Source organism: Pseudarthrobacter defluvii, from assembly GCF_030323865.1.
GTDB classification, from domain to species: Bacteria; Actinomycetota; Actinomycetes; order Actinomycetales; family Micrococcaceae; genus Arthrobacter; species Arthrobacter sedimenti.
Map to the genome: position 1 here is coordinate 192,221 of NZ_CP066362.1, position 22,591 is coordinate 214,811.

The 22,591-nt window shown below is 67.0% G+C and carries 18 protein-coding genes; 11 read left to right on the forward strand and 7 right to left on the reverse strand.

Going from position 1 to position 22,591, the window contains the following annotated elements; all coding sequences use genetic code 11:
* Positions 1–45: 45 nt before the first annotated feature.
* Entirely contained in the window at positions 46–1,125 is a 1,080-nt protein-coding gene (locus JCQ34_RS00965; protein ID WP_286400926.1) for a diacylglycerol/lipid kinase family protein, read from the reverse strand.
* Positions 1,126–1,213: 88 nt separating this feature from the next.
* Here JCQ34_RS00965 and serS point away from each other — a divergent pair, with 88 nt between their 5' ends.
* On the forward strand, positions 1,214–2,494 hold the full coding sequence (gene serS / locus JCQ34_RS00970; protein ID WP_286400928.1) for a serine--tRNA ligase: 1,281 nt from the start codon (positions 1,214–1,216) through the stop codon (positions 2,492–2,494).
* A gap of 85 nt (positions 2,495–2,579) precedes the next feature.
* Here the strand turns inward: serS and JCQ34_RS00975 are convergent, their stop codons facing one another.
* Positions 2,580–3,575 (reverse strand): hypothetical protein, encoded by a 996-nt coding sequence (locus tag JCQ34_RS00975; RefSeq protein ID WP_286400931.1) that lies wholly within the window; start codon positions 3,573–3,575, stop codon positions 2,580–2,582.
* 272 nt (positions 3,576–3,847) lie between these two features.
* Between JCQ34_RS00975 and JCQ34_RS00980 the strand changes: the two genes are divergently transcribed.
* Both JCQ34_RS00980 and JCQ34_RS00985 read left to right on the forward strand, forming a co-directional pair.
* Positions 3,848–4,735: an HAD family hydrolase gene (locus JCQ34_RS00980; RefSeq protein WP_286400932.1), complete on the forward strand. Its 888-nt coding sequence runs from the start codon at positions 3,848–3,850 to the stop codon at positions 4,733–4,735.
* Between the two features lie 118 nt (positions 4,736–4,853).
* Positions 4,854–5,438: a histidine phosphatase family protein gene (locus JCQ34_RS00985; protein ID WP_286400933.1), complete on the forward strand. Its 585-nt coding sequence runs from the start codon at positions 4,854–4,856 to the stop codon at positions 5,436–5,438.
* Positions 5,439–5,490: 52 nt separating this feature from the next.
* Here the strand turns inward: JCQ34_RS00985 and JCQ34_RS00990 are convergent, their stop codons facing one another.
* Together JCQ34_RS00990 and JCQ34_RS00995 are read right to left on the reverse strand one after the other, a co-directional pair.
* Complete coding sequence (locus JCQ34_RS00990; RefSeq protein ID WP_286400934.1) at positions 5,491–6,090, reverse strand: hypothetical protein; 600 nt, start codon at positions 6,088–6,090, stop codon at positions 5,491–5,493.
* A 155-nt stretch (positions 6,091–6,245) separates the two neighbouring features.
* Positions 6,246–8,477 carry a catalase gene (locus JCQ34_RS00995; protein ID WP_286400936.1) on the reverse strand — a complete coding sequence of 744 codons (2,232 nt, stop codon included), beginning with the start codon at positions 8,475–8,477 and terminating at the stop codon, positions 6,246–6,248.
* A 186-nt stretch (positions 8,478–8,663) separates the two neighbouring features.
* Here JCQ34_RS00995 and JCQ34_RS01000 point away from each other — a divergent pair, with 186 nt between their 5' ends.
* On the forward strand, positions 8,664–11,087 hold the full coding sequence (locus JCQ34_RS01000; protein ID WP_286400937.1) for a phosphoketolase family protein: 2,424 nt from the start codon (positions 8,664–8,666) through the stop codon (positions 11,085–11,087).
* A gap of 4 nt (positions 11,088–11,091) precedes the next feature.
* Here the strand turns inward: JCQ34_RS01000 and JCQ34_RS01005 are convergent, their stop codons facing one another.
* The 3 genes from JCQ34_RS01005 to JCQ34_RS01015 all read right to left on the reverse strand — a co-directional run bounded on the left by JCQ34_RS01005 (position 11,092) and on the right by JCQ34_RS01015 (position 13,895).
* Positions 11,092–11,844, reverse strand: coding sequence for a DUF429 domain-containing protein (locus JCQ34_RS01005; RefSeq protein ID WP_286400939.1), 753 nt, complete (start codon positions 11,842–11,844; stop codon positions 11,092–11,094).
* A 7-nt stretch (positions 11,845–11,851) separates the two neighbouring features.
* Entirely contained in the window at positions 11,852–13,195 is a 1,344-nt protein-coding gene (locus JCQ34_RS01010; protein WP_286400941.1) for a carboxylesterase family protein, read from the reverse strand.
* 211 nt (positions 13,196–13,406) lie between these two features.
* Positions 13,407–13,895, reverse strand: coding sequence for an inorganic diphosphatase (locus JCQ34_RS01015; protein ID WP_018762663.1), 489 nt, complete (start codon positions 13,893–13,895; stop codon positions 13,407–13,409).
* 156 nt (positions 13,896–14,051) lie between these two features.
* Here JCQ34_RS01015 and dacB point away from each other — a divergent pair, with 156 nt between their 5' ends.
* The 7 genes from dacB to folP all read left to right on the forward strand — a co-directional run bounded on the left by dacB (position 14,052) and on the right by folP (position 22,585).
* Positions 14,052–15,548: a D-alanyl-D-alanine carboxypeptidase/D-alanyl-D-alanine endopeptidase gene (dacB, locus tag JCQ34_RS01020; protein WP_286400943.1), complete on the forward strand. Its 1,497-nt coding sequence runs from the start codon at positions 14,052–14,054 to the stop codon at positions 15,546–15,548.
* Between the two features lie 274 nt (positions 15,549–15,822).
* Positions 15,823–16,998, forward strand: coding sequence for a zinc-dependent metalloprotease (locus JCQ34_RS01025; protein WP_286400945.1), 1,176 nt, complete (start codon positions 15,823–15,825; stop codon positions 16,996–16,998).
* Positions 16,999–17,097: 99 nt separating this feature from the next.
* Positions 17,098–18,156: a tRNA lysidine(34) synthetase TilS gene (tilS, locus tag JCQ34_RS01030; RefSeq protein WP_286400947.1), complete on the forward strand. Its 1,059-nt coding sequence runs from the start codon at positions 17,098–17,100 to the stop codon at positions 18,154–18,156.
* Positions 18,157–18,186: 30 nt separating this feature from the next.
* A complete protein-coding gene (gene hpt / locus JCQ34_RS01035; protein WP_142042755.1) occupies positions 18,187–18,738 on the forward strand; it encodes a hypoxanthine phosphoribosyltransferase in 552 nt (183 codons plus the stop codon).
* Positions 18,739–18,922: 184 nt separating this feature from the next.
* Positions 18,923–20,983, forward strand: coding sequence for an ATP-dependent zinc metalloprotease FtsH (gene ftsH / locus JCQ34_RS01040; protein WP_286400950.1), 2,061 nt, complete (start codon positions 18,923–18,925; stop codon positions 20,981–20,983).
* Positions 20,984–20,992: 9 nt separating this feature from the next.
* Entirely contained in the window at positions 20,993–21,637 is a 645-nt protein-coding gene (gene folE / locus JCQ34_RS01045; RefSeq protein ID WP_286400951.1) for a GTP cyclohydrolase I FolE, read from the forward strand.
* Positions 21,638–21,646: 9 nt separating this feature from the next.
* The gene (gene folP / locus JCQ34_RS01050; RefSeq protein ID WP_286400953.1) at positions 21,647–22,585 is read left to right on the forward strand and encodes a dihydropteroate synthase; all 939 of its coding nucleotides are present in this window, start codon (positions 21,647–21,649) and stop codon (positions 22,583–22,585) included.
* The last annotated feature ends 6 nt before the right edge of the window (positions 22,586–22,591 follow it).

Below are 22,591 nucleotides of genomic sequence, written 5' to 3' on the forward strand. Positions count from 1 at the left end.
CCGCGTCATTCCGGCGTTCCACCACGGCGCCGCTTTTGCCGTCTGTTACCGCGCGGTTGCCCCACTGACCTGTACCTGCCCCTTCACCCGGACCAGGAGCGACCGGGGCTCCACCTGAACCGTAAGCTGCGTCGCTTCCCCGGACGTGTCGCCGTCGAGCTGTGTAGGCATCGGCTCGGGGCACTTGATGACCACCCTGGTTGACCGGTACACGGTCATGATGGGCAGCTTTCCGCTGTGCTTGAACATGATTTTCACGTACATCAGGAGCCAGCCGATGGCGCTGCGCGGGCTCATGACCACCACGTCCAGCATGCCGTCGTCGATCATGGCCTGCGGGATGAAATCGATGCCACCCGGCACCAGGCCGCAGTTGGCGAACAGCACGCTGCGGATGTTACGGATCTGCTCGGGGCTTCCGTCCAGGGCGATGGAGACCTTCTTGCGCCGGCCCGGGAGGTGCCGCACGCCGGCCTCCGTGTATGCCAGCCAGCCCACGGCCTTCTTCAGCCCCGCGTTGGTGTCGGCCAGGACCTCGGCATCCATGCCGATGCCCGCGATGACCAGGAACACGTGCTCGGAGTAGTGCCCGGTCCGCGAGTTCTCAATAGCCATCCGGGCGGTGTCGATATAGCGCTGGCGGCCGAAAAGGGCTGTCTGGACGTTGCCGTGAAGGTCGTTCACATCGAGGTCCACGTTGCGTGCCAGCAGGTTGCCGGTGCCCAGGGGAATCAGGCCCATGGCAACATCGGTGCGTGCGAGGGCCTCGGCCACGACGCGTACCGTTCCGTCCCCGCCGCCCACCAGGACGACGTCGGGCTTCCCTGCCAGGGCGGCCTGCATCTGGGAGAAGCCGGGGTCCTCCGCCGTCGTCTCGAAAAAGACCGGCTCGTCCCACCCCGCGGCAAGGCAGGCTCTTTGAATCATTTCCCTGGCTTCCCCGGCCCGCCCCTTGACGGGGTTCAGGACTACTGCCACGCGCTGCTGCGCCAGCCCGGAGTCATAGGCCTCGCCGGCCACGGTACTGCGAACGTGCAGCGCCTTGAGGCGACGCACCCCCCACCAGCTGGAGGTGGCGAAGGCAAGCGCCACCGCAATCAGCAGGTAGAGAATCCAGTCGCTCATGGTGTTCCAACAGTAGCCCGGCACGCGGCGGGAGGGGGCACGGAGACGTACGCCCGCCGTCGTGCGGTGAATTGGATACCCTTGTCAGGTGATCGACGTAAAAGACCTCAGCGAAAACCCTGACAAGTACCGTGCCAGCCAGCGCGCCCGCGGCGCGGACGAATCAGTGGTGGACGCGATCATCTCCGCGAACTCCGCCCGCCGCGAAGCCCTGCTCCGCTTCGAGAACCTCCGCGCCGAGCAGAACGTGTTCGGCAAGAAGGTGGCGAAGGCCAAGGGCGAGGAGAAGCAGGCCCTGCTGGCCGAGGTCAAGGAGCTGGCCAACTCGGTCAAGGCAGCCTCCGGAGAAGCCGATGCCGCGCAGACCAAGCAGGAAGAACTGCTCCGCACCATCCCCAACCTCGTCGAGGACGGCGTTCCCGAGGGTGGCGAGGACGACTACGTGGTGGTCAAGACCGTCGGCACGCCGCGCGAATTCCCGGACTTCGAACCGCGCGACCACCTGGAGATCGGCGAGCTGCTCGGCGCGATCGACATGGAACGCGGTGCCAAGGTTTCCGGTGCCCGCTTCTACTTCCTGAAGGGCGTTGGAGCGCGGCTTGAGATGGCGCTGCTTCAGATGGCTATGGACCAGGCGATCGAAGCCGGCTTCGTTCCCATGATCACGCCCACCCTGGTGCGTCCGGAGACCATGCAGGGTACCGGCTTCGATGTAAAACACGACGCCGAGATCTACCGTCTCGCCGAAGACGACCTTTACCTTGTGGGCACCTCGGAGGTGGCGCTGGCCGGGTACCACGCCGATGAGATCCTGGACTTCTCCGCCGGACCCATCCGCTACGCCGGCCAGAGCTCCTGCTACCGCCGCGAAGCCGGTTCACACGGCAAGGACACCCGCGGCATCATCCGCGTACACCAGTTCAACAAGGTGGAGATGTTCATCTACACCACGGTTGAGGAGGCCGCAGCGGAACACCAGCGGCTGCTGGCCTGGGAAGAGGAGATGCTGGCCAAGTGCGAGCTGCCCTACCGGGTGATCGACACCGCCGCCGGCGACCTCGGCATGTCCGCGGCGCGCAAGTTCGACTGCGAAGCCTGGGTTCCCACGCAGGGCGCCTACCGCGAGCTGACCTCCACCTCCAACTGCACAACCTTCCAGGCACGCCGCCTGAACATCCGTGAACGCATCGTCAATGCGGAGGGGGTCTCCAAGGGCACCCGCGCCGTGGCCACCCTCAACGGAACCCTGGCCACCACGCGCTGGATCGTGGCCCTGCTGGAGCACCACCAGAACGCGGACGGCTCGGTCAACGTTCCCAAGGCGCTGCAGAAGTACCTGGGCGGCCTCGAGGTCCTGCCGGTCCTGTAGGGGTCTCTTCTTCGCGCGCACCCGCAACTGGGCGGTGCACCCTTGAACGGACAGTGCACCGCCGAGTTCGGGGGTGCACTGTCCGTTATCGGGTGCCCGGTTGCCTGCTCCGGCTGCTTGGCAGCCCTGCCTGCCGGAGGCATGCTGCAAAGCGGACAGGGTTCGACGCCGTTGCCCAGTCCCACCGGACAACCCTGAAACCTGCCGCCCGAAGCCTGTCCTCGCGCTTCTTTTCCGCCAGTACGGCCTGGCGGGCTGTTCGAGTGCCCAGATATTCATCATTGAGGTATTTGGCGTCGCCGTCGAACTCGCCTATGAGCCGGTACTTGGGCCAGAAGAAGTCGGTCCGGGCGAGCAGCGAACCTTCCTGCAGGAACTTTGCCTGGAGCATGGGGGCCGGAAAGCCGAGCAGATGCATCTGGGCGCGGCTGAGCGATTCACCAGCCGACTCTGACTGTGGCGATGCGAAGTCGAGCACCTGTGCCACCCAATGTCGGCGGGCGGCCGAGGGGATCGGGGAAGCAGCCTGGAACAGTTCGTCCTTGCTCACGGGAGGTCCTGAAACCCGGCGGCTGCTGATCGCGTGGTCTGCCAGTACCACTCCGGCCGTGAAGTCCTCCTTCGAAATGACGCCAATGACTGTTTCCGCAAGAGGGGTTACCAGCAGTCCTCCTCGTTGGACTGCTGCTCCGTTCGCGAAATGCCGGTGGATGCCGTAGGCGGTGATGTGTTCGATTCCTGTTTGTCCGGACCTGTCCCGTGCCGCGGACGTTGTTGGTTTCCTGCGGCCCGTGTGGCCTCTGGTTGCCCCGGAGACGTGGATGTATGCCGGCACGGCGAGAAGTTCCAGATCCCAAATGACAGCGGCCGTGTGCAGGCAGAATGTTGGTTGCGGGAGCTCCAGATCCACCGCGCGGACGGTCTGGACGTATCTTTCCCACGGCGGCAATGACACCCATGCACGTTTTTCGGCATAAACACCTTTGCGGACACGGACAAGTTCACCCTGCGCATAGCGCCTACTGAGTGAACGGGTGTCCCCCGTGGTGCGGCGGAGGTCCTGCGCGGAGATCAGGTGCATGCCCTTATCGTCACCGGCCAATGAGTGGCAATTGAAGGGGCCGGTTGGCGCATGTGGACAACCAGGCAGCTCATATTCGCACCGGCTGATGGACGTTGCACCGGCGCGTTCGGGGGTGTGGTGTCCGCGGGCGGGTGCGTATCGTAGATGACGGCGAAGGGAAACCTGCCGCAGGGGGAGTGCATGTGGAAACCCGCCGAGTTAATCAACAGTTCAATAAACCTGTGGTCCCCGTCCTAGCGCGGGTCAGTTACGTCTGGTTCACTATGTGGATGACAACGCTGACTGAAACCTCAGTCGCCGGCAACGATGACCGGCGAGAGAACAACAAGAACAACACCCTGAACAACATCGAGTTCACCGCTATTGACCAGAAGTTCATGGTCGCATTGGACGTGGACGGCACGCTGGTGAACCACGACGGCCACATGTCCCCGGGCGTGCGCGAGGCCGCCCAGGCCGTGGTGGCCGCCGGGCACGAGGTGATGATCGCCACCGGCCGCTCCCTGAATGCCACGCTTCCCATTATCGAAAAGATCGGCATCGAGCGTGGGTACGCGGTGTGCTGCAACGGCGGCGTGACCCTCCGGCTCCACCCCGAACTGGAAAACGGCTACGAGGTGATCCACAAGGCTACCTTCGATCCCGCCCCGGCCCTGCGCGCCCTCCGGGAACGCCTCCCGTCCGCCAAGTATGCGCTGGAGGACGCCGACGGCAACTTCCTCTCCACAGAGCGGTTCCAGGACGCCAGCTTCGGCGTCGAGGCCGTGGGTGTCGACTTCCACACCATGCTGGAGTCCACCGCCGTCCGCGTGGTGGTGTTCAGCACCGAGAACACGCCCGAGGAGTTCAACGAGGCCATCAACCACGTGGGCCTCGCCGGGGTCACCTACTCCGTGGGCTGGACCGCGTGGCTGGACATCGCCGCCGCAGGGGTGACCAAGGCCAGCGCCCTGGAGAACCTCCGGGTCCGGCTCGGCTTCGAGGAGCACCTTACCGTTGCCGTGGGTGACGGCCGGAACGATATTGAGATGCTCACTTGGGCAGGACGCGGCGTGGCTATGGGGCAGGCCCCGGCAGAGGTAGTGGCAGCAGCGGACGAGGTCACCCACTCCGTGCACGACGACGGCGCCGCCCACGTGCTGCGCAGCCTCCTCTGAGCAAAATCCAGCAGTTTGCCCCATCAGATATGGCTCCTAAACTCCCGTTTTAGGGGCCATTACTGATGGAGCAAGCGGGAATTCAGGGCGCAGTGCTCGGCCAAGGCAGAATAGGGGCATGACCCTTACGACGTTCGCCCTCGTCCGCCATGGCCAGACCGACTGGAATGCCGAGCGCCGGCTGCAGGGGGCAACCGATATCCCCCTGAACGACGTCGGACGCGGCCAGGCGCGTGACGCCGTCGCCGTCCTTGCCCCTTACGAATGGGACGCCATAGTCTCCTCGCCGCTGAGCCGTGCCGCCGAAACCGCGGACCTCATTGCCGAGGGGCTCGGGCTGACGGTGTCCCGCCGTGTCCCGGAACTCACCGAGCGCAGTTTCGGCCCTGCCGAAGGAATGCAGGCCGGCCCGGAACTGGAGGCGCTGCGCGTGCCCGGCGGGTTCAAGGGTGCGGAAAGCGAAGACGAAGCGGCAGACCGTGGAATTGCGGCTCTGGAAGCCCTGGCGGAGGAGTTCCGGGGCCAGCGGCTCCTGGTGGTCACCCATGGCACTCTGCTGCGGGTCAGCCTCAGCCGCGCCGTCGGCCAGACCCTGGCCAGCGTGGACAACGCCGCGCTTAACCTGGCGCACCACCATGCGGTCGACGGGTGGAAGCTGGAGTACTTCAACGGAGAGCCCGTGATGGCGGCTACCGGAGGCTAAGGGTCCAAGGGGCGCAAAAACCGAGTACGACGGCGGCACGCGGCCGGGGCAGTTAACCCACCGCCAGGATCAGCGCCAGCAGCCGGGCGGCAGCGGGCCGGGCGGCATGTTCCTCATTCCACTGCGCCCGTGCCACGGCTTTGCTGACGGCCTGGGTGGTGATCCCCAGTTCCTGCGCCACCGCTTTCTGCTGCCCGCGAACGCCGGGGGTCAGCAGGTCCAGCACCCGCCATTCCGCCCCTGAGCGGTCCCGCACGATGTGGCCCAGCAGCCGGAGGATGGCTTCGGCGTCGTGGGCTACATCAGCCCGCGGCCCCTCCACGGCAACCGGGATGCGCTCCTTGCTGTTGCGGAGCCGGTCCACCGCCCGGCGCGCGTAGACCAGGCCGTGGCCGGATGCATCCTTGATCTGGTTGGGCAGCGGCTCGTCCACCGGCCCTGCCCCGATGCCCACGTACCAATGCCCGCTGCGGAGCGCGATCAGGGCGGCGTCCACCGCCTGGTGCGGGCAGTCGACGATTCCCTGGACCTCGTCCTCCACGGACCGGTCAAAATCCAGGCGCGCGGGGATGTGCCGCAGTGCCTTGAGCAGTTGCGGAACCTGGTCGCCGTCGCGCCGGCTGTCCGTCTGGTTGATGGTGAGGGTGAACATTCTGGGTCCACACTACCCGGAAGTAGGTACGGCGAAACGGCCGGTTTCGCAGTCGGCCACCGTGGCCACAACCGGGCCGTCGGTAAAAACGCAGAGGACCCGCATCAGGTGCGATGCGGGTCCCAGCGGTGAACGCGGCAGTGAATAGGCTGCGGCTACTGCTCCGCGGAGGCGGCTGCGCCGGTTGCCGGGAACCGGTCCCAGGCGCGGTGCGCGGCGAGCAGCCCGGAAACCTCGGCAGTCACGTCATCAGCGTTGTCTCCCGCAGCGACGCCTACCGTTTCCTGCTGAATACCGATCGCCTCAAGAACGGCGGAGCCGGAGCCCCAGACGCCGATGGCCTTGGCGTGGCGGTACGCCTCGGACAGCATGAGGGCCACGCGCGGATCCGGGGCTCCAACCGGTTCCCCGGCTTTGGCGTCGCGCCCGGCGGTGGCGTCAGGCCCAGGCTGCTTGCCCCCGGCGACGATCAACGCGTCGAACTCGGTGGACCTTGCCGTGAGGAAGGTCCGCTGCACGGTAACCGAAAGCCCGTCGGAGGAAAGTGTGCCGCCGGTTGGTGCGATGACCAGCGGAACCATGCCCTCGCCGTCGAGCGCCTTGCGGGCAGCCTCCACCTCGGCAAGGTCGCTGGAGGAATCGGCAATGATGCCCACCACGCGCCCGGCCACGGGCCACGTGTCTCCCACCTGGGACACGGCCGGGCTGGGCTCCCGGTCCGGGACCTGCTCGGTGGCGTCCGGGGCGGGCATCCCCAGGCCGGCGGCAACGGCGGCGCACAGTGCGGCGTCGATGTTGGCCAAAGCCTGGAGCTGGCGTTCACGGACGGCGGTTTCGAAGCACTTGCCGAGCTCAAACGTGTACGCCTGGACCACATGGTCCTGCTCCACGGCGCTGAGGCTCCGGAAGAAGAGCCGGGCCTGGCTGTAGTGGTCATCGAAGGACGCCGGATTGCGCCGTTCCTTGATGGATTCCGCAACCGCCTCGGGCACATCCACATACGCACCCATGTCCTGCCCGGCCAGGAAGGGGCACCCGCCGTCCAACGAATTGGGCCGGTACGGTGCAACTCCGGCGTGGTCCGCCGTCTGGTGCATGCCGTCGCGGAGCATGTCGTTGACCGGTGCGTGCGGCCGGTTGATCGGGATCTGGGCGAAGTTGGGCCCGCCGAGGCGCGAGATCTGGGTGTCCAGGTAGGAGAACAGGCGGACCTGCAGCAGGGGATCGTTGGTGACGTCGATGCCCGGCACCAGATGCCCGGGGTGGAACGCCACCTGTTCGGTTTCGGCGAAGAAGTTGGTGGGGTTCGCGTTGAGGGTCATGAGCCCGATGGGCTGCACGGGCGCGAGTTCCTCGGGGACGAACTTGGTGGGATCCAGGAGGTCGATGCCCTCAAACATCTGGTCTTCGGTGTCCGGGAAGGTCTGGATGCCGAGCTCCCACTCCGGGTAGGCGCCGGCCTCGATGGCGTCGGCCAGATCGCGCCGGTGGAAGTCCGGGTCCATACCGTTGATGATCTGGGCTTCCTCCCAGACCAGCGAGTGCACGCCCTGCTTGGGCTTCCAATGGAACTTCACCAGCGTGGTGTCACCGGCAGCGTTGACGAGACGGAACGTGTGGACGCCGAAGCCCTCCATGGTCCGGTAGGAGCGGGGGATGCCGCGGTCGGACATGTTCCACAGGGTGTGGGCCTGCGCCTCGGTGTGGAGCGACACGAAATCCCAGAACGTGTCGTGCGCGCTCTGGGCCTGCGGAATCTCCCGGTCGGGGTGCGGCTTGGCCGCGTGCACCACATCCGGGAACTTGATGCCGTCCTGGATGAAGAACACCGGGATGTTGTTTCCCACCAGGTCGTAGGTGCCTTCATCCGTGTAGAACTTCGTGGAGAACCCGCGGGTATCCCGCACCGCGTCGGCTGACCCGCGGGAGCCAAGCACGGTGGAGAACCTGACAAACACAGGCGTCTCCACGTCCGCGGCAAGGAAACCGGCGCGCGTGACTTTGGCAGCCGTCCCGTAGGAACGGAACACGCCGTGTGCTCCCGCTCCACGGGCATGGACAACGCGCTCCGGAATCCGCTCGTGGTCAAAGTGCGTGATCTTTTCGCGCAGATGATGGTCCTGCAGAAGGATGGGACCGCGCGCCCCGGCCTTCAGGGAATGGTCCGTATCCTGCAGCCGCAGCCCCTGGGCCGTGGTCAGGTACTGGCCGGACTGGGCACGTGCGGTGGCCGGCGCGCCGGTCGGGCTGCCCGTGGGGGACACGGCTTCGGGAGCGCGCTGGTCCGGCTTTGGCGGCAACGGCTCCCGAGGCGTCGTGGGCTCCTCAAGCGCCGGAGGCTCGCTGGACGGAACCCCGGGAATTACAACATCGTCTTCGGCTGGCATGTCTTGATCTCCCCACATTTGATGTTCCCAGCCTTCGCCGCAGCGAAAACTAAGCTTGCTTAGTATCCTACAGGTGCCCACGGCCCACAGGGCAAGGTTCGACGGCGGGGGTTGCCTGCCTGCCCCTTCATCTGTTGCGATGGGGGAACGGCCGCCTGCAGCGGCACACCCGAGGTGAGGATGGTTATGGCCGGCAGCACTGGGCAGGATGAGATGCAGGATGAAGCGCAGCAGAATGGCCTTCCCCAGGAAGAACTCGAACTCGTCGACAAATGGTGGCGGGCGGCCAATTACCTTTCGGTAGGCCAGATTTACCTGCGCTCCAACCCGCTGCTGCGCGAACCGCTGCAGGCGGAGGACACCAAGTCCCGCCTGCTGGGCCACTGGGGCACCACCCCTGGACTCAACTTCGTCTATGCCCACCTGAACCGCGCAATCCGCCGCGACAACCTCGAGATGCTCTTTGTTGCCGGCCCCGGCCATGGCGGTCCCGCCGTCGTCGCCAATGCCTGGCTGGAGGGAACGTACTCCGAAATCTATGCGCACGTGGGCAATGACGAGGCTGGCCTGGCTGAACTGTTCCGCCAGTTCTCCTACCCCGGCGGCATCCCCAGCCACGCGGCCCCGGAAAGCCCCGGCTCCATCAGCGAGGGCGGCGAGCTCGGATATTCCCTGGCCCACGCCTACGGATCGGTGTTCGACAACCCCCAGCTGGTGACCGCCGTCGTGATTGGCGACGGCGAGGCCGAAACCGGGCCGCTGGCCGCCAGCTGGCACTCGCACAACTTCCTGGATCCGGCCGTGGACGGCGCCGTGCTGCCCATTCTGCACCTCAACGGCTACAAGATTGCCAACCCCACCGTCCTGGCCCGGATGCCGCAGGAGCAGCTGGAGCAGCTGCTGCGCGGCTACGGCCATGAGCCCTACTTCGTGACCGTGGCGGACCCGGATGACACCGCGCAGGCGCACCGGGATTTCGCGGCCGTGCTGGACCGCTGCCTGGCCGACATCAGGGCCATCCAGGACGCCCACCGGCAGGACGCGGCCGGCGAAGAGGCGGGGGAGGGCGGGCACCGCTGGCCCATGATCGTCCTGCGCTCGCCGAAGGGCTGGACCGGGCCCCGCACCGTGGACGGGCTGCAGGTGGAGGGCACGTGGCGGGCCCACCAGGTTCCGCTGCCCGAGGTCCGCACCAACGGCGAGCACCTGAAGCAGTTGGAAGAGTGGCTGGAGTCCTACCGGCCGGATGAACTGTTCGACGGCGACGGCCGGCTGCGCGCGGACGTCGCCGAAGGTGCGCCCACCGGCGACTTCCGCATGAGCGCCACACCGCACGCCAATGGCGGAGTGCTGCGGCGCGCGCTGAAACTGCCCGCGTACCAGGACCACGCCGTCGAGGTTCCATCTGCCGGCGTCGAGCGCGTCAGCCCCATGGTGACGCTCGGGTCCTGGATGCGGGACGTCATCGGGCAGAACATGGAGAACTTCCGGCTGTTCGGCCCGGATGAGACGGCGTCCAACCGGCTCCAGAACGTTTACGAGGTCACCGACAAGGTGTGGCAGTACCGGATTGACGACGTCGACGAGCACCTTTCGCGCTCCGGCAGGGTCCTGGAGGTGCTGAGCGAGCACCTGTGCCAGGGCTGGCTGGAGGGTTACCTCCTGACTGGACGGCACGGGGTGTTCAACTGCTACGAGGCGTTCGTGCACATCGTCGACTCCATGTTCAACCAGCACGCCAAGTGGCTGAAGGTGTCCCGCAAACTGCACTGGCGCCAGCCCGTCCCGTCGCTGAACTACCTGCTGTCCTCGCACGTGTGGCAGCAGGACCACAACGGGTTCTCGCACCAGGACCCGGGGTTCATCGACCATGCCGTGAACAAGAAGGCCGAGGTCATCCGCGTCTACCTGCCGCCGGATGCCAACACCCTGCTGTCCGTCATGGAACATTGCCTGGCGTCCACGGACTACGTGAACATCGTGGTCAGCGGCAAGCAGCCCTCGCCCACCTGGCTTGGCCCCGCCGACGCCGCCAACCACTGCCGCCGCGGCCTGGGCATCTGGACCTTCGCCGGCTCGGAAGTGCCCGGCGAGGAGCCCGATGTCGTGCTTGCGTGCGCGGGAGACGTCCCCACCGTGGAGACCGTGGCAGCCGCCGAACTGCTCCGCGACGGTGCGCCGGGGCTCAAGGTCCGCGTGGTGAACGTGGTGGACCTGATGCGGCTCCAGGACGAGAGCGAGCATCCCCACGGCTTGCCGGCCCACGACTTCGACGGGATCTTCACCCCGGACAAGCCAGTCATCTTCGCTTACCACGGCTACCCGGCGCTGATCCACCGGCTGGCCTACCGGCGGACCAACCAGCAGGGCCTGCACGTGCACGGTTATAAGGAAGAGGGGACCACCACCACGCCCTTTGACATGGCCATGCTGAACGGCATCGACCGCTACACCCTGGCCATCGACGCCATCGACCGCGTTCCCGGCCTGGCCGAGAAGCACTCGCTCCTGCGCCAGGACCTGCAGGACCGGCGCAACCGGGCGCGCGAACACACGCGCACCCACGGCGAGGACCCGGAAGAGATCCGGAACTGGAAGCTGGGCGGCTGACGCCCTAAAGCGGGAGGTCGTCCAGCGTGCAGGAGGGCAGGTGGATCCAGCCTTCGCTGCGGGCGGCCTGAGCGTGCCCGGCATCGGGCAGGAGCGTACGACGGCGGGCCACGGCCCGGGCGGTCAGCGAGGCGATGACGGCGTCGAACAGGTCGTCCGAAGCGGTGAGCCTGTCCCGGTGTCCGGCCAGGTTCAGCCAGGGCGCCTGCTCTTCGAGGGCCGCCAGCAGGAGGCTTAGGCGTTCCGCTTCCGGGATGCCCCGGCCTTTGTAGCCGCGCCCGTTCAGTCCCCAGATCTTGAGTGCGGCTGCCGGGTACACCTCGGCGAGCCGGCCTGAACCGTCGCGCGGCTGCGGGCCGTGGAGTGCCGCGATCTTGGCCTGGATCACGGCGCAGCGCATGGCCGGATGGGCCAGCCTGTCCGCGGACACGCTGAGCGGGATCAGCCCCGTTTGGGCGGTGCAAAACCGGTCCGTGTCCCGGTAGGCCAGCAGCCGCCGGCCGGCGATCCCGTCGTGCTCAAGGACCGGGGCGGCATCGAAGTTCAGATGGCCGGCCAGGAAGGGGATCAGTGCGTCCGGCCAGCCCACGGGACAGTCGACCCCGGTCATGTCGCAGCTGCCGAACAGGTCCACGATCTCCCGGTCGTCCACGTCCAGGGCCAGGTGGGCGAGCTTGGCCCGGTCATTGCTCCACTCGATAACCGCCACCGCAGTCTTCTTCGTGGCGGCCGCCAGATCCACGCCGAGGGTCTTCATTGGCCTGTCAGACGCGCCGGTAGCGGAGGGCGTTGTCCACCACGCCAGCCTCGCCGAGGTCATCACCGCGGGCAAAACCGGCCCACAATGACCTCACCGCCCTGCCGGTCATGTCCACATCCTCCCAGCGGGCGTCGGCGATGAGCCCCACGCCGTCCCAGGTTTTCCGGTTTCCCAGCAGCAGGGGCAGGTCCACGGTGTGGGCGGCGCCGAAGATATTGCCGGGTGCGTGCCAGTCCAGGACGTAGCGGTGCACTTGTCCGCCTGCCTTGGCGTGCCGGCGGGCGAAGCGACGGGTGGCCCGCCCGTACACGGTTTCGGTGACCACCCAGTCGATGGCGCGCACGGCAGCACGGCCCACCAGTGGAACCGCGGCGAGGCGCATCAGGCGCGGGCTGCGGGGGAGGAACAGCCGGGCCTCCTCGGAGGTATGCCCGATCAGCACCTCGATGGCAGGGGAAGTCCGGTTCCAGGCAGCCTCGATGCCGGATTCCCCGGGGAGCGGATCGTGCCCGTACTGAGTGCCGAACGGCATGGCCGCCAACATCCCGAACTTCTTGGCCACCTGCGTCACCTGGGTTTCGAGCGCCACCACGTCCATGGCAGGGGTCTGTTCCGTGACGCCGTCCGCGGCAATCCCCATGGCGTGGTTCATCTTCGCCCGCCCTCTGGTGATGCCCAGCGGGGCGCTTTGGATGATGGCGCGCTGGAAGAGTGCGGGCGCCTCAGGCGTGGCCATCAGGTGGGCGATCGCGTCGCCGCCGGCGGACTGGCCGAAAGCCGTGACCTGGCGTGGGTTCCCGCCGAATGCCCCGATGTTCCGTTGCACCCAGCGGAACGCCTCAAGCTGGTCCAGGAGCCCCAGGTTGCCGGGACGCCCGGCAGGCGTCGCCAGGAAGCCGAACAAACCCAGGCGGTACGTCACGGAGACCACGATGATGCGGTTCTCGGCCACCAGCCGGGCGGGGTCGAAGATCGCCAGGTCGCCCGACCCCGTGGTGTAGGAGCCGCCGTGGATCCAGACCATGACGGGCAGCTTCTCGTCCGGAGCGAGATCGCCGGGCATGGTGATGGAAAGGTTTTGGCAGTCCTCGCTGCCGGGCAGCTCACCGTATTTGGTGCCCAGGACGGCGTCGAGGAACGGGACCGGTGCCTGGGGGCACGCCGGGGAGAGCGACGTTGCCGCAAACTCGGCGGTCCAGTCCGGGACCGGTGCCGGCGGCTGGAACCGCCCGGCCCTGGCATAGGGGATGCCGGTGGCGCGGATGACGTCGCCGTCGCGCCATCCACTGACGGGCCCGCAGGGCGGGTGGAACAAAAGCTGGGAGGTCAACGCTGGCTCGGAACTCACAGCCCCACCATGCCATAAGTTCCTGAAACAACGACGGCGGGTGGCCGGCTTCGAAAAGCCAGGCACCCGCCGTCGGACTGGTGTGAAGGGTAAGCCCACGCCGTCAGGGTTCCCTGACCGGGCGAAGCGAGGTTAGGGCCTCGGTGGGTGGGCCCACGCCGTCAGGGTTCCCTGACCGAGCGAAGCGAGGTTAGGGCCTAGGTGGGTGGGGTCAGTGTCCGGTGGGCACGTAGCGCTTGATGGATGCTTCCAGCTCGGCTTCGGCGGCCGCGCGGTCGCCCCAGCCCTCGGCCTTGACCCACTTGCCGGGCTCCAGGTCCTTGTAGCGGGTGAAGAAGTGCTCGATTTCCTTGATCAGGAACTCGTTGACGTCGCTGACTTCCTGGATGTGGTCAAAGCGGGCATCCACGGGGACGCAGAGGATCTTGGCATCTCCGCCGCCGTCGTCGGTCATGTTGAAGACGCCGATGGGGCGCGACTCAACGATGACGCCGGGGTGCAGGTCGAAGTCCTGCAGAAGCACCAATGCGTCCAGCGGGTCGCCGTCCTCGCCGAGGGTGTTCTCGAAGTACCCGTAGTGCGTGGGGTACTGCATGGAGGTGAAGAGGACGCGGTCCAGGCGGACGCGGCCGGTCTCGTGGTCAACTTCGTACTTGACGCGTGATCCCTTGGGGATCTCGATGGTCACGTCGTGCTTCATGGGAATGCTCCTCGGCAATTGCAGGGGGTGCGCGGCACACTTGACGGGCCCACAAAAAAGAGTGTCGGTGCCGCCGACTACAATTGAGGATATAGCGAGAGGCCCTGGAATCAGGAACTTGTGGGGAAATTTCAGGACTTGAGGACCAGCACCAGCATGACCAAAACAACCGGCGGGGAACCGTTGCGCGCCCGTCGGTCCAGCCGGCGGGAAAGCCCGGGCCAAAGTCCGGGCAAGCCCTGGCCGCTGGCCCTCGCTGCCTTGATCCTGATCGTCCTTGCCATCCCGGGGGTCCTGTTGGTGGCCCCCGGGTTCAGAGGCCCTGAGGCTCCCGCACCCGTCCCGGCGCCGCCTGCGTGGCAGCAACCGCCCGCCACGCTTTCCGCTGCGCAGGTGCTTGCCCCGCTCCAGCCCTCGGCTCCGGTCCCCGCGCAGCCGGCGGTGACAGCCCAGGTGGACCCGGTGTTAAAGGGCGACGGCGGCGGTACTTTCACGGGCATGGTGCAGGACGCGCTCACGGGCCAGGTGCTCTTTGACCGGGGCGGCGCGGACGGCCGGGTGCCGGCGTCGAACCTTAAGCTGCTGACGGCGCTCGCCGCGCTGCGCACCCTGGGGCCCGATCACCGCTTCACCACGAAGGTGATTCAAGGCCCTGCCCCGGGCCAGGTGGTGCTGGTGGGCGGCGGCGACGTCCTGCTGGGCGCCGGGGAGTCGCAGCCGGAGCAGGTGATGGGCCACGCGGGCCTCGCCACGCTTGCCGCAGCCACCGTGCAGGCGCTGCAGGCCGCCGGCACAACCGGGGAAATCACGGTGCTGGTGGATGATTCCCTCTTTACAGGTCCCGCACTGAACCCCAACTGGCAGTCCGGTGACGTGGAAGCCGGGGAAATCGCCCCGCTGTACCCGCTGGCCCTGAACTCCGCGCGCTTCGATCCCGCCGTCACCACCGGCCCCCGCCCGCAGGACTCCGCCCTGGCTGCAACCCAGGAATTCGCGGCCCTGCTCCGCGCGGCAGGTGCCGGTGCGGGACTGACCGTGGCGGCCGGCGTCGAACGTTCACCGGGAGCGTCCCAAGCCAACGCCGCACTCCTCGCCGCCGCCGACTCCGCCACAGTGGCGGAGCAAGTGAACCTCATGCTGCAGGTCTCGGACAACTACCTGGCCGAAACCATGGGGCGCATGGCAGCGGTGGCAAACGGGCGGCCGGGCAGCAATGACGGCGCTACCGCGGCGGTTGCTGCCGAAGCCGGGGCCGCTGGCTTGTCCTCGGACACCATGAAACTGGTGGATGTCTGCGGCCTGGCCATGGGCAACCAGGTTTCCGCCCGCCAGTTCACGGACGTGGTCCGGGCCATTACCACCGGTGCCGATACCAGGCTTCGTGCCGTTCTGGACGGCTTCCCGGTGGGTGGCTTGTCCGGCACGTTGGACATGCGGTACGGAGACGCCACCACCTCCGGCGGCGCCGGGCTGGTGCGCGCCAAGACGGGGACCTTGAACACGGTGCTGGCGCTGAGCGGCTATGTGGTGGACGCCGACGGCAGGCTCCTGGTGTTCTCGTTCCTCGGCAACGGCCTGACGCCGGGGGCGGCCGGCAACAAGGAAGCGCTGGACAGGGCGGCCACGGCGCTTGCAGGCTGCGGCTGCCGCTAGTACCGCTGCCGCTACTGCGGCTGGACTCCCAGGAAAGCAGCCATCACGACGGCGGCAAGCACCGATGCCCAGCCCTTGCGCGGGCCTGCGGTCAGGGGAGGAACAGGGCGGTAGGGAATCATGGCGGCCTCCTTCGGGGCGGAATCTTCCTGTGCTTCCAGCTCGGCTGGCCTGGCTGGGGCAGCGCTTTCGGCCTCCTGTGCAGCGGCTGTGGAAGTTCGCCGGTGAGCGAACTTAAGGACGATCCCCAGCCTGCTGTGTTCTGATGGGACTCATGGAGTCCACTGCGCGCGAGTCCGCATCGACGTTGTCCTCAGCAGCCCAGTCCAACGGGGCCCAATCCAATGGGGTCCACCCCGACCAGGCGCAGGCCCTGATCAACTGGGACCTCGCTGCTTCCACCGCGGCACGGCTGGCTCCGGCCGGCCCCGTGCTTGACGAAAAGGCCATCGGCGAGGCGGTGGACAGCCTGCGCCGTCTTGCGGACGCCTCTGTGCCGCACGTCCATGAAATCACCGGGCTGGAAGCGGCACGCGACCTCCGCGACTCGTCGGTGCTGGTAGTGGACCGGGCATCGTGGGCCAAGGCCAACACCCAGAGCTTCGCAGTGATGCTCAAGCCTGCCATGCAGAAGATGCTGGACAGCCGGCGCGGGTCCCTGAGCCCCTCTGCGGCCAGCGTCAGTGGTGCCATCACCGGCAGCCAGCTGGGCGCCGTCCTGGCCTTCCTGTCCAGCAAGGTCCTGGGCCAGTACGACCCCTTCGCGGCACTGGCCGAGAACTCCACGGCTCCCGCCGGCGGCCGGCTCCTGCTGGTGGCGCCGAATATCGTCTCGGTGGAACGCGAGCTCAACGTCACGCCGGAGGATTTCCGGCTCTGGGTATGCCTGCACGAGCAAACCCACCGCGTCCAGTTTGCGGCCGCCCCCTGGCTGCGCCACCACATGCTGGAGCAAATCGACAACCTCAGCGGCCACCTCCTGGGCAACGTCGACTCCCTGATGGAGCGCGCGTCCGCTGCCGCCCGTTCCCTGAAGGACCGCTCAGCCACCGGGGACGCGCCGCGCCGCGGCGCCATCCTGGACCTGCTGCAGGACCCGGAGGAAAAGGCCGCCATTTCGCACCTCACCGCCGTGATGAGCCTGCTCGAAGGCCACGCGAACGTGGTGATGGATGCCGTGGACGCCAGCATCGTTCCCTCCGTTAAAACCATCCGGCAGCGCTTCAACGACCGCGGCAAGGACCGCGGCGTGGTGGAGAAGTTCATCCGCAGCCTCCTGGGCCTGGACGCCAAGATGCGCCAGTACTCCGACGGCGCGCGGTTTGTCCGCGCCGTGGTGGATGTGGCAGGCATGGACGGGTTCAACAAGGTCTGGGAGTCGGCAGACCACCTGCCCACCGAGCCAGAGATCCACGACGCCAAGCTGTGGCTTGAGCGGATGGGCCTCTGATTGCCTGACGCCCAGTTGCCCGAAGGCGCGCCTGCCGCCGTTCACAGCGGACGACGCCGGCCCGGGAGGCTTGCGCCCGTCGTCGGCACGGCGCGCAAAATGCTGCAGAACGCCCTGGCGGACGCAGGTTACCCCCGCCACGTCATGGTGGCCTGCAGCGGCGGGCCGGACTCCCTGGCGCTCGCCGCCGTCGCATCCTACTTCGCCCGCCGCGGCCACGTGGACGGGCACCCTGTGACCGTGGGCGCCGCGGTGGTGGACCACCAGCTGCAGGACGGATCGGCTGCCATTGCCGCCCGCACCGCCAAGACATTGCAGGAGCTTGGCCTCTCACCGGTGGAAGTCCGGACCGTCACCGTGGCCGGCGCCGGCATGGGACCGGAAGCAGCTGCCAGGGAGGCCCGGCACGCGGCCCTCGAAGCCGCCGCCACGGAACAAGGCGCGGAAGCAGTCCTGCTGGGCCACACCCTCGACGACCAGGCCGAACAGGTGCTGCTGGGCCTGGCCCGCGGCTCCGGGACCCGCTCGCTCGCCGGCATGCGCCCAACCCGAGGCAAACTGCTTCGTCCTTTCCTGGGGCTCCGCCGGGCAGACACGGAGGAGATCTGCGCGGTGGAGGAGCTGGACCCCTGGCACGACCCCACCAACGCCGATCCCGCCTTTGCGAGGTCGCGGACCCGCGTGGAGGTCCTCCCCCACCTTGAGGAAAAACTCGGCCCCGGCGTGGCCGAATCGCTGGCCCGGACCGCCGCCATCCTGCAGCTGGACGCTGACTACCTGGAGGATGTGGCGGAAAGCACCTTCGCATCGCTCGTGGAGCGGGACGACGGCGGGCTGAGCCTGCCGGAGGAGGCGCTGCGCGCCTTGGCCCCGGCCATCCGGTTCCGGGTGATCGCCAAGGCAGCGGCCGACGTCGGCGGGCAGCAGCCCAGCTACCAGCGCCTTTTGGCGGCGGAAGCGCTGCTGCGGCGGCAGGGTTCGGCCGGTCCTGTGGAGCTTCCCGGCGGCGTAAGTGCATACCGGTTGTCGCTGGCGCAGCTGGAGGAATCGAAAGGCAATCCCGGGCCGGCTGCCATCGGGGGCGGCTCTTCTGTTCCCCGCGAACGGGCGCGCTGTGGGAAGCTAGTATTCCGGCCTCAAAAACCGCCCGCAAAATAGTCGCACCCCGCATCTAAACAGGAGCCATTGGTGGATTCAAACGACGTCCAGGCAGACCTCAAGCACGTTCTCTACTCCAGGGAGCAGATCCAGCAGCGGATCACCGAACTCGCCGCGCAGATCGACAAGGACTACGAAGGCCGCGAGATCCTCATTGTGGGCGTCCTCAAGGGCGCTGTCATGGTTATGGCGGACCTTGCCCGGGCACTGCACAGCCACATCTCCATGGACTGGATGGCCGTGTCCTCCTACGGTTCGGGAACCCAGTCCTCCGGTGTGGTGCGCATCCTGAAGGACCTGGACACGGACCTCATGGGCAAGGACGTGCTGATCGTCGAGGACATCATCGATTCCGGCCTCACCCTGTCCTGGCTCAAGACCAACCTGGAATCCCGCGGGACCGCCTCGGTGGAAATCTGCACTGCGTTCCGCAAGCCCACCGCCGCCAAGGTGGAGATCGACGTCAAGTACGTCGGCTACGACATCCCCAACGAGTTCGTGGTGGGCTACGGCCTGGACTATGCCGAGAAGTACCGCAACCTGGACTTCGTCGGAACCCTGGCACCGCACGTCTACGAGTAACCCCAGGCCCTTCCAACGCATTCGGTGCGCTGTCTGTCCCGCTACGCCCACAGGGAACTTTTGCTTTTCGCTATGCGTGATGTACTCCGGACGGTGTATAGCTAGAAGCTGACGCAGCACCATCACGTGCGCAGAGTACTCGCCGTGAAGCACTACCGGAAGGACGGGGCCAGCCCCCGAACAGATGAAAGCTAAGAACTTCTTCAAAGGCCCGGGCATCTGGATCGTCATTGTGGTCGGTCTGCTCCTCGTGGCTTTTGCAACGCTCGCCCCCGGCGGTGCGGCCCGGATCGACACTGACAAGGGCCTGGAACTGCTCTCCAGCAACAAGGTGGAGCAGGCCAAGATCTTCGACGGTGAGAACCGCGTTGACCTCACACTGAAGGACGACCTGCAGCTGGACGGGCAGGACAAGGGCAAGAGCGTCCAGTTCTTCTTCGTGGATGCCCGTGCCCAGGACGTGGTGAAGGCTGTCACCGACGCCAAGCCCGCCCAGGGCTTCACCGACCAGCCAATCGAGAGCAACTGGTTCTCCGGCCTGCTCTCCCTGCTGATCCCGGTCATCCTGCTGGGCGCCCTCTTCTGGTTCCTGATGACCCGCATGCAGGGCGGCGGCTCCAAGATCATGCAGTTCGGCAAGTCCAAGGCCAAGATGGTCAGCAAGGACATGCCGCAGGTGACCTTCGCTGATGTCGCAGGTTCCGACGAAGCCGTGGAGGAACTGCAGGAAATCAAGGAATTCCTGCAGGAACCGGCCAAGTTCCAGGCCGTCGGCGCCAAGATCCCCAAGGGCGTGCTGCTCTACGGCCCTCCGGGCACCGGTAAGACGCTGCTGGCCCGCGCTGTCGCCGGTGAAGCCGGCGTGCCCTTCTTCTCCATCTCGGGCTCGGACTTCGTGGAAATGTTCGTCGGCGTGGGTGCGTCCCGCGTCCGCGACCTCTTCGAGCAGGCCAAGGCCAATTCGCCGGCCATCATCTTCGTGGACGAAATCGATGCTGTTGGCCGCCACCGCGGCGCCGGCATCGGCGGTGGCAACGACGAACGCGAGCAGACCCTCAACCAGCTGCTGGTGGAGATGGACGGCTTCGACGTCAAGACCAACGTAATCCTGATCGCCGCCACCAACCGGCCCGACGTCCTGGACCCCGCGCTGCTGCGCCCCGGCCGTTTCGACCGCCAGGTCTCGGTGGAAGCGCCGGACCTGATCGGACGCGACCAGATCCTGCAGGTGCACGCCAAGGGCAAGCCGATGGCGCCCGGCGTCGACCTGAAGGCTGTGGCCAAGAAGACGCCCGGCTACACCGGTGCGGACCTCGCCAACGTCCTGAACGAAGCAGCGCTGCTCACCGCCCGCTCCAACGCCAACCTGATCGATGACCGCGCGCTGGACGAAGCGATCGACCGTGTCATGGCCGGGCCGCAGAAGCGCAGCCGCGTCATGAAGGAACACGAGCGCAAGATCACCGCGTACCACGAAGGCGGCCACGCCCTGGTGGCGGCGGCCCTGCGGAACTCGGCTCCGGTCACCAAGATCACCATCCTTCCCCGCGGCCGTGCACTGGGCTACACCATGGTGGTCCCGGAAAACGACAAGTACTCCGTCACCCGCAACGAACTCCTGGACCAGATGGCCTACGCCATGGGCGGCCGGGTGGCCGAGGAGATCGTCTTCCACGACCCGTCCACCGGTGCCTCGAACGACATCGAGAAGGCCACCGGCACCGCGCGCAAGATGGTCACCGAGTACGGCATGAGCGAACGCGTCGGCGCGGTCCGCCTGGGCCAGGGCGGCGGCGAGCCCTTCCTGGGCCGCGACGCCGGGCACGAGCGCAATTACTCGGACCAGATCGCCTACGTGGTCGATGAGGAAGTGCGCCGCCTGATTGAGCAGGCACACGATGAGGCCTACGAAATCCTCACCGAGAACCGCGACATCCTGGACCTGCTGGCCCTTGAGCTGCTGGAGCGGGAAACCCTCAACCAGGCCGAAATTGCCGACATCTTCCGCGATGTGCGCAAGCGCGACTTCCGCGAGGTGTGGCTCTCCAAGGAAACCCGCCCCGTCCTGGCCGGACCGGTGGAGACCCGCCAGGAGCGTGCCGAGCGTGAAGCGCAGGAAGAAGCGAAGAAGGCCCGGCTGGACGAGCCGCTGGACGCCCAGCCCCCGCACCCCCAGGGCGTGCCGGAGGATGCACCCTTCAAGGGCGGAGTCACCGACTCGGGGCCTGACACCCTTCGCGGCTAAGCTTTCCCTGTGACTTCCTTCGACGACGACGACGTTTCCGCCTCCGCCGGATATCCGGCGGGGGACGGTTCCCACCACCCCACGAGCCACAAGGTGGACCGGCCACGAATCGAGGCGGCCGTCCGAGAAATCCTCCTTGCCATCGGCGAGGACCCGGACCGCGGCGGCCTCCTGGACACACCCAAAAGGGTGGCCAAGGCGTACGCGGAGATGTTCGCCGGGCTGCACCACGATCCTGCGGAAATTCTTTCCACCACCTTTGACCTGGACCACGAGGAACTGGTCCTGGTCAAGGACATTCCCTTCTACTCCACCTGCGAGCACCACCTGGTGCCGTTCCACGGCGTGGCCCACGTTGGCTACATCCCGTCGCACGACGGAAGGGTCACAGGGCTGAGCAAGCTTGCCAGGGTGGTGGACATGTACGCCCGACGGCCGCAGGTGCAGGAGCGGCTCACTACTGAGATCGTCGAAGCGCTGGTCAGCCATCTCAAGCCCCGCGGCGCCATCGTCGTCGTTGAATGCGAGCACATGTGCATGTCGATGCGCGGCATCCGTAAGCCCGGAGCGAAGACCGTCACCAGTGCGGTCCGCGGGCAGCTTCATGACCCGGCCACCCGTGCCGAAGCCATGAGCCTCATCCTCGGAAGGTAACCACACACCATGGATTCACTCGCTGCAGCCCCCGGAACGGGGCCCGCAACCTCCCCCCTGCCCATTCTGCGCAAGCCCCGCCCGGCCGCGCGCTTCGAAGACCTGCCCACCGGCCGGGCCCTGGTCATGGGCATCCTGAACGTCACCCCTGATTCCTTCAGCGACGGCGGAAAGCACGATACGGCGGACACCGCCATCGCCGCAGGCCTGCGGATGTTCTACGCCGGTGCGGACATCATCGACGTCGGCGGCGAGTCCACCAGGCCGGGCGCGGATGACGTCAGCCCCGACGAAGAGCAGCGCCGGGTGCTGCCCGTGATCGAGGCCCTGGTGAAGGCCGGGGCGCTGGTCAGCGTCGACACCACCCATGCCTCCACCGCGGAAGCTGCAGTCAAGGCAGGCGCCGCCATCGTCAACGACATTTCCGGCCTGAGCATCGAGCCTGAAATGGCCGAGTTCGTGGCAGCATCCAAGGTGCCCTACGTCCTCACCCACCGGCGCGGCGACGCCCGGACCATGAACTCGCTTGCCGAGTACACCGATGTTGCCGGGGAAGTGGTGGCGGAACTGGCAGGAGTGCGCGACAAGCTCTACGCGGCCGGTGTCAGCCAGGAACAGATCATCATCGATCCGGGCCTGGGATTTGCCAAGAACGACGCCCAGAACTGGGAACTGCTGCAGAACCTGGACCAGCTGGACAGCCTGGGCCACAAGGTCCTGGTGGGCGCCTCCCGCAAGCGCTTCCTGGGCACCCTCCTCACCGTGGCCGGGAAAGCCGCCGCTCCCGAGGAACGGGATGGGGCTACGGCGGCCATTACGGCCATCAGCGCCTACCGCGGCGCCTGGGCCGTCCGCGTCCACGACGTCGGCTCAAGCCTTGACGCCGTCAAGGTGGCCGCGCGCATGGCGGCCGTACCTACAGCATCAGCCGTACCCAAAACGCAATAGGGCCGG

Excerpts from the sequence above, each read along its gene's own strand:
- dacB (WP_286400943.1), top strand. The coding sequence starts at position 14,052 with ATGACCAAAACAACCGGCGGGGAACCGTTGCGCGCCCGTCGGTCCAGC.
- JCQ34_RS01025 (WP_286400945.1), top strand. The coding sequence starts at position 15,823 with ATGGAGTCCACTGCGCGCGAGTCCGCATCGACGTTGTCCTCAGCAGCC.
- ftsH (WP_286400950.1), top strand. The coding sequence starts at position 18,923 with ATGAAAGCTAAGAACTTCTTCAAAGGCCCGGGCATCTGGATCGTCATT.
- JCQ34_RS01005 (WP_286400939.1), bottom strand. The coding sequence starts at position 11,844 with ATGAAGACCCTCGGCGTGGATCTGGCGGCCGCCACGAAGAAGACTGCG.
- tilS (WP_286400947.1), top strand. The coding sequence starts at position 17,098 with ATGCTGCAGAACGCCCTGGCGGACGCAGGTTACCCCCGCCACGTCATG.
- JCQ34_RS00985 (WP_286400933.1), top strand. The coding sequence starts at position 4,854 with ATGACCCTTACGACGTTCGCCCTCGTCCGCCATGGCCAGACCGACTGG.
- folP (WP_286400953.1), top strand. The coding sequence starts at position 21,647 with ATGGATTCACTCGCTGCAGCCCCCGGAACGGGGCCCGCAACCTCCCCC.
- JCQ34_RS01000 (WP_286400937.1), top strand. The coding sequence starts at position 8,664 with ATGGCCGGCAGCACTGGGCAGGATGAGATGCAGGATGAAGCGCAGCAG.
- JCQ34_RS00980 (WP_286400932.1), top strand. The coding sequence starts at position 3,848 with ATGACAACGCTGACTGAAACCTCAGTCGCCGGCAACGATGACCGGCGA.
- JCQ34_RS00975 (WP_286400931.1), bottom strand. The coding sequence starts at position 3,575 with ATGCACCTGATCTCCGCGCAGGACCTCCGCCGCACCACGGGGGACACC.
- JCQ34_RS00995 (WP_286400936.1), bottom strand. The coding sequence starts at position 8,477 with ATGCCAGCCGAAGACGATGTTGTAATTCCCGGGGTTCCGTCCAGCGAG.
- JCQ34_RS01015 (WP_018762663.1), bottom strand. The coding sequence starts at position 13,895 with ATGAAGCACGACGTGACCATCGAGATCCCCAAGGGATCACGCGTCAAG.
- JCQ34_RS00990 (WP_286400934.1), bottom strand. The coding sequence starts at position 6,090 with ATGTTCACCCTCACCATCAACCAGACGGACAGCCGGCGCGACGGCGAC.
- JCQ34_RS00965 (WP_286400926.1), bottom strand. The coding sequence starts at position 1,125 with ATGAGCGACTGGATTCTCTACCTGCTGATTGCGGTGGCGCTTGCCTTC.